The sequence below is a fragment of the Arthrobacter celericrescens genome, assembly GCF_003614925.1.
Classification (GTDB): domain Bacteria; phylum Actinomycetota; class Actinomycetes; order Actinomycetales; family Micrococcaceae; genus Arthrobacter; species Arthrobacter celericrescens.
The window spans coordinates 1-13,001 of record NZ_QYLP01000029.1 but is presented as its reverse complement, the minus strand read 5'-3'; the positions used below and the strand labels follow the sequence as shown (position 1 = coordinate 13,001).

Annotated in this window: 10 protein-coding genes and 1 tRNA gene; 9 read left to right on the top strand and 2 right to left on the bottom strand. The window is 68.1% G+C overall.

Annotated features, from left to right (window positions below; all coding sequences use genetic code 11):
- Positions 1 to 33 precede the first annotated feature (33 nt).
- On the top strand, positions 34 to 2,316 hold the full coding sequence (locus D3654_RS06295) for a prolyl oligopeptidase family serine peptidase (protein ID WP_120520664.1): 2,283 nt from the start codon (positions 34 to 36) through the stop codon (positions 2,314 to 2,316).
- Between the two features lie 71 nt (positions 2,317 to 2,387).
- Here the strand turns inward: D3654_RS06295 and D3654_RS06290 are convergent, their stop codons facing one another.
- Positions 2,388 to 3,392 (bottom strand): ABC transporter substrate-binding protein, encoded by a 1,005-nt coding sequence (locus D3654_RS06290; protein ID WP_120520663.1) that lies wholly within the window; start codon positions 3,390 to 3,392, stop codon positions 2,388 to 2,390.
- A 120-nt stretch (positions 3,393 to 3,512) separates the two neighbouring features.
- Between D3654_RS06290 and D3654_RS06285 the strand changes: the two genes are divergently transcribed.
- The 4 genes from D3654_RS06285 (at position 3,513) to D3654_RS06270 (ending at position 6,750) form a co-directional block, all read left to right on the top strand.
- A complete protein-coding gene (locus D3654_RS06285) occupies positions 3,513 to 4,550 on the top strand; it encodes a FecCD family ABC transporter permease (RefSeq protein WP_245413111.1) in 1,038 nt (345 codons plus the stop codon).
- Positions 4,550 to 5,638, top strand: coding sequence for a FecCD family ABC transporter permease (locus tag D3654_RS06280; protein WP_245413110.1), 1,089 nt, complete (start codon positions 4,550 to 4,552; stop codon positions 5,636 to 5,638). The genes D3654_RS06285 and D3654_RS06280 overlap by 1 nt, the downstream gene beginning before the upstream one ends.
- 110 nt (positions 5,639 to 5,748) lie before the next feature.
- Entirely contained in the window at positions 5,749 to 6,528 is a 780-nt protein-coding gene (locus D3654_RS06275) for an ABC transporter ATP-binding protein (RefSeq protein ID WP_120520685.1), read from the top strand.
- Positions 6,529 to 6,661: 133 nt separating this feature from the next.
- Positions 6,662 to 6,750, top strand: a tRNA-Ser gene (locus D3654_RS06270).
- 123 nt (positions 6,751 to 6,873) lie between these two features.
- On the opposite strand, the gene D3654_RS06265 is transcribed toward D3654_RS06270, so the two are convergent.
- The gene (locus D3654_RS06265) at positions 6,874 to 9,033 is read right to left on the bottom strand and encodes a RecQ family ATP-dependent DNA helicase (RefSeq protein ID WP_120520662.1); all 2,160 of its coding nucleotides are present in this window, start codon (positions 9,031 to 9,033) and stop codon (positions 6,874 to 6,876) included.
- 138 nt (positions 9,034 to 9,171) lie between these two features.
- Here D3654_RS06265 and D3654_RS06260 point away from each other — a divergent pair, with 138 nt between their 5' ends.
- The 4 genes from D3654_RS06260 (at position 9,172) to D3654_RS06245 (ending at position 12,953) form a co-directional block, all read left to right on the top strand.
- Positions 9,172 to 10,590, top strand: coding sequence for a phosphomannomutase/phosphoglucomutase (locus D3654_RS06260; RefSeq protein WP_120520661.1), 1,419 nt, complete (start codon positions 9,172 to 9,174; stop codon positions 10,588 to 10,590).
- A gap of 11 nt (positions 10,591 to 10,601) precedes the next feature.
- Positions 10,602 to 11,078 (top strand): hypothetical protein, encoded by a 477-nt coding sequence (locus tag D3654_RS06255; protein ID WP_120520660.1) that lies wholly within the window; start codon positions 10,602 to 10,604, stop codon positions 11,076 to 11,078.
- A 98-nt stretch (positions 11,079 to 11,176) separates the two neighbouring features.
- Entirely contained in the window at positions 11,177 to 11,647 is a 471-nt protein-coding gene (locus tag D3654_RS06250; protein WP_120520659.1) for an Rrf2 family transcriptional regulator, read from the top strand.
- Between the two features lie 148 nt (positions 11,648 to 11,795).
- A complete protein-coding gene (locus D3654_RS06245) occupies positions 11,796 to 12,953 on the top strand; it encodes a globin domain-containing protein (protein ID WP_120520658.1) in 1,158 nt (385 codons plus the stop codon).
- The last annotated feature ends 48 nt before the right edge of the window (positions 12,954 to 13,001 follow it).

The window sequence follows — 13,001 nt, the reverse complement described above, 5'->3', positions numbered from 1 at the left end:
TTCCCGCTCGACGGGGCACCCTAGGATGGGGCCATGACCACCACTGCAGCCGGGCATAGCCCTGAAGGTGACCCCGGGAAGACCACCGCCCCGGAACCCGTTGACGAGAACATCTGGCTTGAGGACATCCACGGCGAGGAGCAGCTGGCCTGGGTCCGGGAGCAGAACGCCCGCACCGAGGAACTGCTCGAGGACGAGGACTTCGCCGCCCTCGAAGGCGGGATCCTGGAGGTGCTGGACTCCACGGACCGGATCGCCATGGTGACCAAGCGCGGCGGGCACTACTACAACTTCTGGCGCGACAAGCAGAATCCCAAGGGCCTGTGGCGGCGCACCACCTGGGAAAGCTACCTCAGTGACGACCCCGAATGGGACGTGCTGCTGGACATCGACGCCCTTGCCGCCGCGGAAGATGAAGAGTGGGTCTTCCACGGGGCCTCGTTCCTGCGCCCCTCCGAGGGCCAGCCCTACAAACTTGCCATGGTGTCGCTCTCCCCCGACGGCGGCGACGCCAACCGCTACCGCGAGTTCGACGTCGAACAGCGCCGCTTCGTGGACCCCGCAGAGGGCGGCTTCGACCTTCCGGTCGCCAAGGGCAACGTCAGCTGGCTCGATGCCGGCACCCTGCTGGTGGCCAGCACCGCCGGGGACCTGCCCAAGACCAGTTCCTCGTACGCGCGCACCGGTGTGAAGCTGTCCCGCGGCCAGCGCCTTGCCGACGCCGAGCGGATCTTCGAGATCGCGGAAGACCACATGATGGCCCTCGTGGCGCACGACTCCACGCCCGGTTTCGAGCGCACCTTCGCCGTGGACTGGATCGACTTCTTCAACCAGCGCACCTACCTGCAGCGCGACGGCGGGTGGCTGGAAATCGAGGTTCCCACCGACGTCAACATCAGCACCCACCGCCAGTGGCTGCTGTTCCGTCCCCGCCAGGACTGGGCCGTTCCCGGGGCCTCTGTGGACGGCGGGGAGGCGGCGGACACCGTGTTCCCGGCCGGCTGCCTGCTCGCCGCGGACCTGGAGTCCTATCTCGACGGCGCCCGGGAGTTCACCGTGCTGTTCACCCCGGACGAGCGTACTTCCCTGCAGTCCTGGAGCTGGACCCGGGATTTCCTGGTCCTGAACCTGCTCAGCGACGTCTCATCCAAGATCCTGGTGCTGGACCCGGCTCGGCCGGCTGGTGGTTTCGGAGACGGCGGCTGGGCCGTGTCGCCGCTCGATGCCTGCCCGCCGCTGCACGACGTCAACGCCTACGCGGTGGATGACGAGGACGAAAGCGAGGCAGGCAACGATTTCTGGCTCGTGGCCACGGGCTTCACGACTCCCACGACCCTCATGCGCGGCACCCTCACGGCCGGCACCACCCTCACGGCCGCGGGCGCGGCGTCGGTGAGTACCGCCGTCGCCAGCACGCACGCGGTGGTGAAGACCTCGCCGTCGTTCTTCAACGACGGCGACTACGACGTGCAGCAGCATTTCGCGGTGTCCGCGGACGGCACCCGGGTGCCGTACTTCCAGATCGCGTCGAAGGACCTGGTGCTCGACGGCGGGAATCCCACCCAGCTGTCCGGTTACGGCGGCTTCGAGGTCTCCCGCACGCCGGCCTACAGCGGCGCCATCGGCCGGTCCTGGCTGGAGAGGCGGAACGGTTCGATCGCCGGCAGGCCGCGGGGCGGCGTGTACGTGGTGGCGAACATCCGCGGCGGCGGCGAGTACGGCCCGGCCTGGCACCGGGCGGCCCTGCAGGAGAAGCGGCACCGCGCGTACGAGGACTTCGCGGCGGTGGCGCAGGACCTGATTTCCCGGGGCGTGACCAGCCGTGAACGGCTGGGCTGCGTGGGCGGCTCCAACGGCGGGCTGCTGGTGGGCAACATGCTGACCCGGTATCCGGAGCTCTTCGCGGCGGTGTCCTGCGGTGTGCCGCTGCTGGACATGCGCCGCTACACCAAGCTGTCCGCGGGGTACTCCTGGATCGCCGAATACGGCGACCCGGACGTACCGGAGCAGTGGGAATTCATCAAGACCTTCTCGCCGTACCATCTGCTGCACGACGCGGTGGACTACCCCGAGACGTTCATCTGGACATCCACCTCCGACGACAGGGTCGGCCCGGTCCAGGCCCGCAAGATGGCCGCGCGGATGCAGGCCATGGGCATCCCGAATGTCTGGTTCCACGAAACCCTGGAAGGCGGGCACGCCGGCGCCTCGGACAACCGGCAGGCCGCGGCGCTGCAGGCCCGCAGCCAGCAGTTCCTCTGGCGGGCGCTCACAGCCGGCGTCGTGGAGGCCGGCACCAGCGGCGTCCCGGCCTAGGGAACGGCCGTCAACAGCGAAGGGAGGCACCGCCGCATGGCGGTGCCTCCCTTCGTGCTTTGCTCGGCGGACTACTTCGCGAGGTGCGGGTCCACGCCGAATTCCTTGGCCACCTGGGTGATGACCTCGTTGGCACCCTGGATGCTCACGGAGGACAAGAACACGCTGTCGTCGACCGTGACGGTCTTGCCGGTGAGCCGCTTCCACAGGGGGTTGCCCTGGAACGACTTGGCCAGGGCCCGGGTCTTGTCGCCCTTCGCGCCCTCCTGTGCATAGGTGGAGACGAAGATGACGCCGGCGTCAGCCTTCAGGATCTGTTCCTGGGACAGCGGAACGAAGATCGCTTCGGTGGTGTCCGCGCCGCCCTTGGGCCGCGGGATCCCCATGTCGGACATGATCGTGCCGATGAACGACGTCGAGGAGTACAGCCGTGCGGTGTCCTCTCCGGAGAAGCGGAGCAGGGAGTAGCTGGCCTTCGGGTTCTTCGCCATGACGGCGTCGCCGACCTTCTTGGCGCGGGCTTCGTAGTCCGCGACGATCTTTTCGGCCTTTTCCTTCACGCCGAGCGCGTCACCGAGGAAGACGACGTTCTCCTTCCAGGTGGGGCCGGTGGATTCGGAGTAGATCGTGGGGGCGATCTTGGACAGCTGCGGGTAGAGCGCCTCGTGGCGGACCTTCGCGGAGATGATCAGGTCCGGCTTGAGCTCGAGGATCTTCTCCAGGTTCGGCTCAGCCAGGGTGCCGACGCTCTCTGAGTCCTTCGTGGCCGCGGCAACATCGCCGAGATAAGGGGCGAAGGGGTGCGCCGGGTCCTGGCGGTACTCGATGTAGCCGGCCAGTTCGGCACCGAGCAGCAGGGTGGCATCGACGTAGCTGGAGTCGAGGGCCACGACGCGCTTGGGCGTGGTCTTGATCTCGGTGGAGCCCATGGCGTGTTCGATGGTCTTGGGGAACCCGGCGGCGGGTGCGGCTGCCTCGGCCGAGGTGCTTTCGGGAGCACCGCAGGCGGTGACGAGGAGCAAAGCGGCGGCGGCAGCGACGGCCGCCAGCTTGCCGGGGAAGTTGAGGGTCTTCACGTGGCTGTCTTTCGAAGAGGATGCGAAGGTAACGGAACTAAGGCTTACCTTAGGAACGCCGTAGACTGTATCAGCATTGTCTAATTACGCAACAACAATGTTTCGCAATTGAGGAATCTATTGAGCGCCCCACCCCTGTCCCTGGAGCCGAAGGCCGCCCGGCGCTCCGGGCTGCCCTCCCGCATGCAATTCCCGGCCGCAATGGCGGTGCTCCTGGCCGCCGTCGCCGTGAGCCTGGCGTTCGGCGGACAGCCGTCCACCTTCAGCGATCTTTGGCACGCGCTCGTGACCCCTGATTCCTCGGCAATGGACGTCACCATCCGTGAACTCCGCTGGCCACGGACCCTCAATGGACTGGTGGCCGGAGCCTGCCTGGGACTCGCCGGGGCGCTGACCCAGGGCCACACCAGGAACCCGATCGCCGAACCGGGCCTGCTCGGCATCAACCAGGGAGCGGCGCTGGCCATCGTGGCAGTGACGGCGCTAAGCGGCCCGCCGCTTCCGTTCGTCGAAGCGTTGCTGGCCTTCACCGGCGCCCTGGTAACCTGTTCCCTCGTTTTCGCCCTGGGCAGCGCGGCACGCGTTGGCGCGACGCCGGTCACTTTGGTTCTCTCCGGTGCAGCCGTCTCGTTCCTGGCCGGCGGGCTGGTCTCCGGCATCGTGCTGCTGAACGAGGCCGCCCTGGACACCCTGCGCTTCTGGCAGGTGGGATCGCTCGTGGCGAGGGAGGGCGTCCTGGATTCCGTGTGGCCGTTCGTCCTGGCGGGGGCCGTCCTCGCCGCCGCCAACATCGCCCCGCTCAATGCCCTGGCCCTCGGCGAGGACAACGCAGTGTCCTTGGGCGTCTCGGTCCGCCGTTCGCGTGCCCTCGGCATCGCCGGGGTCACCCTGCTGGCCGGCTCCGCCGTAACCCTTGCGGGCCCGATCGCGTTCGCCGGACTGCTCGTTCCGCATGCCGCCCGCGCGGTTGCCGGCGCGGACTACCGCCGCCTCATCCCGCTTTCCGCAGTCCTGGGCAGCGCCCTTGTGCTGTTCGCCGACACGGCCGGGCGGCTCATCGCCCGGCCGGGCGAGCTGTCCGTCGGAGTGGTGATCGCCGTCGTCGGGGCGCCGTTATTCATCCACCTCGCACGGCGGCGCCGGCTGGTGAGGCTCTGATGCCGCCGCTCATGCTCAGCAGTTCGAACTATGCGGGCATCCGCGCCCTGCGGACCCGCCGGTCCTCGTGGCGCTGGAACCCGCGCGTGCTGATCCTCGGGATCATCCTCGCCGTGCTGGTGTTCGCCGCCATGGGCGTGCACGTCGCGTACGGCGGCCTGCCGCTGGCCTACGGGGACGTGCTGCGTTCCCTGCTCGGCGACGCCTCGCAGCCCCGGACCTACCTTGCGGTCACCGAGTTCCGGGCACCGCGCATGGTGGCCGCCCTCGTGGTGGGTCTCTGCCTCGCCGCGGCCGGTGCCATCACCCAGAGCGTGGCGCGGAACCCGCTGGCCAGCCCGGACATCCTGGGGATCACCTCGGGCGCGTCCTTCGGTGCGGTATCGGTGCTGGTGATCGCCGGCGGCGGCTACGCCGGCCTCAGCGGACTCGCCGCGACGGTCGGCCTCCCGGCCGCGGCCTTCACGATGGGCCTCGTCACCGGTGCCGCCGCGTACGTGCTCGCGTACCGGAACGGCCTGGACAGCTACCGCCTGGTGTTGGTGGGCCTCGGGCTGAACGGCCTTGCCACCAGCCTGACCACCTGGCTGCTGACGCTGGGAGACGTGACCAACGCCGGCCAGGCCCTGACCTGGATGATGGGCTCGCTCAACGGGCGCGACTGGCCGCTCGTGGTGCCGATGACCATGTTCGCCGTTCCCCTGCTGGTGCTTGCCTGCTTCGCCGGCCGCTGGCTGGAGCTACTCAGCTTCGGTGAGGACACCGCCACCGGGCTGGGCATCCGCACCGGCCGCATCCGCGTCCTGTGCCTGAGCCTCGCGGTGCTCCTGGCATCCATCGGCACCGTGCTGGCGGGTCCCCTGACCTTCGTTGCCTTGGCCAGCCCGCAGATCGCACGCATCCTCTGCCGCACCGCCGTCCCTCCTGTTGCGGCCTCGGCCCTCACCGGGGCGTTGTTCGTGCTGCTGGCGGACACTGTTGCGGCCCACGCACTGCCGGTGTCCCTGCCCGTGGGCGTCGCCACGGCCGTCCTCGGGGCGCCGTACCTGATCTACCTCGTCCTGAACTATCAGAGGAGGCTCACGTGAGCACCGCTTTCTCCCCGGATGCAGCCGCAACCCGGACTGCGACGGCGGCCGGTCGCCCTGGTGCCCCGGCGGAAGCCCCGCCGGACGCACCGCCCGAAGCCCCGCCGGGGGTGTCCTTGAGCGCCCGGGGGCTCAGCCTGGGATACGACGGCCGCACGGTGGTCCGGGACCTGGACCTTGAGGTGCCGAACGCCCGGATCACCTCGATCATCGGCCCCAACGGCTGCGGCAAATCCACCCTCCTGAAAGGACTGGGCCGCATCCTCCCGCCGATCGCCGGCGAGGTCCTGCTGGACGGCAGGGCAATGACGAAGTGGCCCAGCCGGGAAATCGCCCGCCGGCTCAGCATGCTCCCGCAGACCCCGCAGGCGCCCAGCGGACTCACCGTGGCCGACCTTGTGTCCCGGGGCAGGCATCCGCGGCAGAAGTGGTACCAACAGTTCTCCGCCACCGACGAATCGGCCGTCGGCTCCGCCCTGGAGGCAACGGACCTCGCCGACCTGGCGGCCTGCCTGCTGGAGGACCTCTCCGGTGGGCAGCGCCAGCGGGCATGGATCTCCATGACGATCGCCCAGGAGACCGGGATCCTGCTGCTGGACGAGCCCACGACGTACCTTGACCTCGCCCACCAGCTTGAGGTGCTCGAACTGGTGCAGCGGCTCAACCGCGCCGACGGCCGCACCGTGGTAATGGTCCTGCACGACATCTCGCTCGCGGCACGCTACTCGGACCACATCGTCGCCATGAAGGACGGCGGGATCGTCGCCCAGGGCACCCCGGCGGACGTCGTCACGGCGGAACTGCTGGAAGAGGTGTTCGGCCTGCGGGCTAACGTGATCGCCGACCCCCTCACCGGCCGTCCGCATGTCCTGCCGATCGGTGTCGCCTGACCGTTGGGCTGGCCCGCCTGCCCTCCGATAGGCAGGTCCGACGGCAGCATTCCGGCCTTCGGGCCGCAGGAACCGGCCGTTTTGCGCTGTACGCCGTGTTCTGCGTATCCTTGGTGGGCTAGCAATAGCAATTGGAGACGTGCCAGAGCGGCCGAATGGACTTCACTGCTAATGAAGGGTCGGGGTTAAACTCGACCGGGGGTTCAAATCCCCCCGTCTCCGCGTTTGGCCCCGGTCCTTGACCGGGGCCTTTTGCGTACCCGGGGCTTTCTGCGTACCCGGGGCCTTTTGCGTACCCGGGGCATGGGCCGACGGCTACCACCCCCGCCCCGGCCCCGGGGCCTGTCAGCCCGCCTGGGCGAGGACGAGCGGCAGCACCGCACCTGCCCCTGCCTGCCGGAGGGCACGGCCGGCGACCGTCACAGTCCACCGGCTGTCCACCAGGTCGTCCACCAACAGGACGCTCCGCCCGGCCAGCGGGGCGAGCGCTTCCCCCAGTTCCGGACCAACAACCAAACGGTCCCAGACCCCGGCCAGGCGGTAGGCGCTGTTGCCTCCCCGGCCGCCGGTGGGCCCGCCATGCTGAAGTTGGAGGGAGCCAAGGTAGGGCATTCGTCCGATGCCGGCGATTCCGCGGGCCAGGGACTCCACGAGCTGCGGCTTGCCCCGGGACGGCAGGCTGACCACGGCGGCCGGACGTTCCTGGCCGCTCCAGCCGCCCTGGCCGGCGTTGCCTGTGGCCCATTCCTTGAGCACTTGGACGCAGGCCTGCAGCATGGACGGATCGACCTCGCGGTCCGGAGCCCCCGCCGCGAACAGTTCCCGCAAGGCACCGCCCCAGCCGAGGTCGCTCAGGCGGGCCAGGGCGCGTCCCTCCGCGATGGTTTCGCCGGCCTTGATCTTGCCCTTCACTGCCACGCCCAAGCGGTCCATGCCGCTGGGCCACTGCAGCCTGGGCTCCACGGCGACGCCTGCGCGGCTGAGTGTGCGGCCGGCCGCGTCGGAAGCTTCTGCCGCGATGTCCGCCGGGAACCAGCGTCCCGCGCAGTTGTCGCAGCGGCCGCAGGGGCGGGCGGTGTCGTCGTCCAGGACGGCGGTGATGTACTCCATCCGGCAGCCAGCGGTGTCCTCGTAGATGATCATCGAGTCCTGCTCATCGACCCTGGCTTCGGCGATCCTGGCGTAGCGTTCGGCGTCGTAGAACCACGGCTGCCCGGTGGCCCGCCATCCGCCGCCGACCCGTTCCACCGCCTCGTCCACGGAAAGGACCTTCAACAGGAGTTCGAGCGGTGTGCGACGCAGGTCCACGCGGGCCTCAAGGGCAACGGTGGACAGGGCAGTCCCGGCCTCCCCCAGGACTTGAAGCACTGCTGCGGCCTTTTCCTCGGAAGGCATGGAGGCTGTGGCAAAGTACTGCCAGATGTCCTTGTCCTCCTGGCCCGGAAGGAGCAGGACATCCGCGTTGGCCGCCCCACGGCCGGCGCGTCCCACCTGCTGGTAGTACGCCACCGGTGAGGACGGCGCACCCAGGTGGATCACGAAGCCGAGGTCCGGCTTGTCAAAGCCCATGCCGAGTGCCGAGGTGGCAACGAGCGCCTTCACCTGGTTGTCCTTGAGCTGCTGTTCGGCCCGCTCCCGGTCCGCGGGATCGGTGCGGCCCGTGTACGCGAGGACCTCATGCCCGGCTTCCGCCAGCAGCCGTGCGGTGTCTTCGGCTGCGGAGACAGTCAGGGCGTAGATGATGCCGCTGCCGGGCATGTCCGAGAGGTGCGTCAGCAGCCAGCCGAGCCGGTCCCGGGAATTGGCCAGGTTCAGCACGCCGAGCCGCAGCGATTCGCGCCCGAGCGAACCACGGATGGTGAGCACCCCGGCCCCGAGCTGTTCCTCGATGTCGTGGACCACTCGGGAGTTTGCCGTGGCCGTGGTCGCAAGGACGGGCACGGTGTCCGGCAGCCGGCCTATCAGGTCCGCGATGCGCCGGTAGTCAGGCCGGAAGTCGTGCCCCCAGTCCGAGATGCAGTGGGCTTCGTCGATCACCAGCAGGCCCGTGCGCTGGATCAGTTCCGGCAGCTGGTTTTCCCGGAAGGAAGGGTTGGTGAGGCGTTCCGGCGAAACCAGCAGCACATCGACTTCATCGGCGGCGAGCTGCGCGTGCACGTTATCCCAGTCCAGCTGGTTGGCGGAGTTGATGGCCACGGCCCGGACACCTGCGCGGGCCGCCGCGGCCACCTGGTCCCGCATCAGGGCGAGCAACGGCGACACGATGAGGGTGGGTCCGCTCCCCCGGCGGCGCAGCAGCAGCGAGGACACGAAGTAGACGGCCGACTTTCCCCAGCCCGTGCGCTGCACCACCAAGGCCCGGCGGCCGGCGTCGACAAGTGCTTCGATGGCCTCGTACTGGCCGTCATGGAACCCGGCCTCCGGGTTGCCGACAAGCTCGCGGAGGACCTGCAGGGCTTCCTGGCGGGTGCTGGTGATTTCTGCGGTGTATGGCTCCTGGGACATGGTTCCAGTATTTCAGCCGGGTCCGACAGCCAGCAGCCGGGACCTTCGCTATGTGGACAACCGGGAAAGTTGTGAAGTCTGTCCACATACGGGGGCCGTGTGGATGCGCGGCATCGCCGCCACAGTAGGATTGAGCCCGTGACTAGCGAGCAGAACAACACTTTCGACCTCTCGGCTTCCTTCAAGGCCTACGACGTCCGGGGCATCGTCGGCGAGACGATCAGCGCGGAAATCGTGACGGCCGTGGGCGCTGCTTTTGTCGACACCCTTGGCCTTGCCGGCCAGACCGTCCTGGTCGGCGGGGACATGCGTCCGTCCTCGCCGGAGTTCATCAAGGCATTCGCCGACGGCGCGTCCCGACGCGGCGCCAACGTCCAACTCCTGGACCTGATCTCCACGGACGAGCTCTACTACGCCTGCGGCGCGCTGAACGCAGCCGGGGCCACCTTCACCGCTAGCCACAACCCGGCCCAGTACAACGGCATCAAGATGGCCAAGGCCGGTGCCCAACCGATCTCCTCGGAAACCGGCCTGAAGGAAATCCAGGCCCTGGCCGAGCAGTACCTGAACGAAGCTGCCATCCCGGCCGCGGAGACCCAGGGAACCGTTGCCGTCCGCGATGTCCTGAAGGACTACTCCGCCTACCTGCGCAAGCTGGTGGACCTCAGCGGATCCCGCCCGCTGAAGGTGGTCGTCGACGCCGGCAACGGCATGGCCGGCCTGACCACGCCCGCGGTGCTCGGCGACGCCCTGCTCCCCGCATTGCCTTTCGAGATCGTGCCGCTGTACTTCGAACTGGACGGTTCCTTCCCGAACCACCCGGCCAACCCGCTCGAGCCGGAGAACCTCCGCGACCTGCAGGCCGCCGTCGTCAAGCACGGCGCGGACATCGGCCTGGCGTTCGACGGCGACGCCGACCGCTGCTTCGTGGTGGACGAAAAGGGCGAGCCTGTTTCGCCGTCGGCCATCACCGGCATGGTGGCCCGCCGCGAAATCGCCCGTGCGAAAGCCGGGGGCGAGGACGTCCCGGTCATCATCCACAACCTGCTGACCTCCAAGGCCGTACCGGAACTGATCGAGGAAGACGGCGGCCGCCCGGTCCGCACCCGCGTAGGCCACTCCTTCATCAAGGCGGTCATGGCCGAGGAAGGCGCCGTATTCGGCGGCGAACACTCCGCGCACTTCTACTTCCGCGATTTCTGGAACGCCGATACCGGCATGCTCGCCGCCATGCACGTCCTCGCCGCCCTCGGCGAGCAGGACGGACCCCTGTCCGAACTCGGCCGGCAGTACGAGCCCTACGTTTCCTCGGGTGAGATCAACTCCGAAATCGAGGACAAGGCCGCCGCAATCGAACGCGTCCGCGCGGACTTTGAAGGCGAAGACATCGAGATCGACCACATGGACGGCAGCACCTTCAGCGCGAAGGACGGCAGCTGGTGGTTCAACCTGCGCCCGTCCAACACCGAGCCCTTCCTGCGCCTGAACGCCGAGGCCAAGGACGCCGAAACCATGAGCGCGGTCCGCGACCGCGTCCTGGCAATCGTCCGCGGCTAAGGGAGCACAGCATGACTGAAGGCATCTCCCCCGACGTTCCGCAGGACCCTGAAGCGCAGGAAGACACCCAGGAAACCATCTCTCGTGAACTGCGCGAGGTCCTGGGCGCCGCCCTTGGCACAGCCCAGGAGCACATGGAGCAGAACGGCGGTTTCCTGCCGTTCGGCGTCACCCTGGCCGACGACGGCGAGTTGCGGCTCGTGATGATCTCGCCCGGTGAACTGGACGATGAGGGGAACATCGACGCCGGGACAATGCTTACCGATGTCATCGGGCTCCTGCGCCAAGGCCGTGAGGGATACAGGGCCGTGGCGTTCGCCAGCGACGTCACCCTCCCCGAACACGGCACTGACGGCATCCACGCCGCCGCCGAGCACCGCAGCGGCGGCCTGATGGCCGCCGTCGTGCCTTATGACGTCACGGCAGAAGGCTTCAACTTCCGCCCGCTTGAGGCGGACGGCCACGAAGCAACGGTCTGGGCGGACTAGCTCAAACGGACCAGGTCTTGCGGCCGCCCTGGCCACGAATGAACCAGTTCAAGGACACGGAATCGGCATCAACACGAAGCGCTGCTTAAGCTGAATACATGAAAATCAACGCGTTCGCCGATGTGAGCCTGCGCGCCGTCATGGTGCTGGCGGCGGTTCCGGAGGGCGCATTGCTGACCACCCAGGCAGTGGCGGACGCCGTGGGAACCCCCTACAACCACGTGAGCAAGGCCCTGGCCAAGCTCCGTGAACTGGGACTGATCGCCGTCGAACGGGGCAGGAACGGCGGGGCTCAACTGACCGACTCCGGGCGCCGTGCGACGGTAGGCCAACTGCTGCGCCAGCTCGACAGCAGGCAGGATCCTGCCGAATGCCAGTCCCCCAACGGCGACTGCCCGCTCATCACCGAATGCGGCCTCCGGCACGCCATGAGCCGCGCCCGCGAAGCTTTCTACCGCGAACTCGACCCCGTGGTGATCTCCTCCCTCCCCCACGCCCGCCAGATGGCACCCGTCTTCCGGAGCATCGGCCTGCGGCCGGATTTCCAGGTGCCGGCAGCCCGGCGCTAAGCGCTGTTACACCTCCCGCGGCAACCGCAAGCGCCCGATTTGCACTTCTTTTCTACGAGGAGTAGAAATTGAGTCATAAATACTCGCATTTCAGATGCGAGTATTGACCGCCCGGGCGACCTGCCCGGCCCTACCCGCAGGAGAACCAATGCTTTCCGAGAAGTCGCGTCCTGTCATCGAAGCCACTCTCCCCCTTGTCGGATCGAGGATCGGCGAGATCACCGCCGACTTCTACAAGCGCCTTTTCGCGGCACACCCGGAACTGCTGGACGGACTCTTCAGCCGCTCCAACCAGCGCTCCGGCGAACAGCAGCAGGCCCTGGCCGGAAGCATCGCAGCCTTCGCCACCCACCTGGTCAACAACCCGGGCACCCTTCCGGAAAAGGTCCTGTCCCGGATCGCCCACAAGCACGCCTCCCTGGGAATCAAGGAAGAGCAGTACGGTGTGGTCTACGAACACCTCTTCGCCGCGATCGCCGCGGACCTGGCCGACGTCATCACCCCGGAAATCGCCGAAGCCTGGACCGAGGTCTACTGGCTCATGGCCGATGCGCTCATCAAACTGGAAAAGGACCTCTACGCGGCACAGGCCAACACCAAGATGTGGATCCCGTGGCGCGTCGTCGCCAAGGAGGCCGCGGGCAAGGACTCCATGACCTTCACCCTCGAGCCTGCGGATGACACCCCCGTCACGGCAGCCAAGCCCGGCCAGTACATCAGCGTGAAGGTCCAGCTGCCGGACGGACTCCGCCAGGTCCGCCAATACTCCCTGTCCGGCGACGCCGGCACCAGCCGGACTTTCACCACCAAGCTCAACGACGGCGGCGAGGTATCGCCCGCCCTGCACAACGATGTCGAACCCGGCGACATCCTCGAGATTTCCAACCCTTATGGCGAAATCACGCTGAAGGACGGCGACGGACCGGTGATCCTTGCCTCGGCAGGCATCGGCTGCACCCCCACGGCATCCATCCTGCGCTCCCTGGCGGTTGCCGGCACGGAGCGCGACGTCCTGGTGCTGCACGCCGAGCGGTCCATGGACAGCTGGGCACTCAGCGGGCAGATGACCGCGGACGCTGCCGCGATCGACGCCGACCTCCAGCTGTGGCTCGAGACTCCGCAGCCCGGCGCGAAGGAAGGTTTCATGTCCCTGCGGGAAGTCGACCTGCCCGCCGGCGCGTCGCTCTACCTCTGCGGACCGCTGCCCTTCATGAAGAAGATCCGCGACGAAGCCATCGCAGCGGGCATCCCGGCCACCCGCATCCACTACGAGGTGTTCGGCCCGGACGTCTGGCTCGCCAACTAGACGCTTAACCACGACGGCGGCCCGTCACCTTCCAGTGGAAGGTGACGG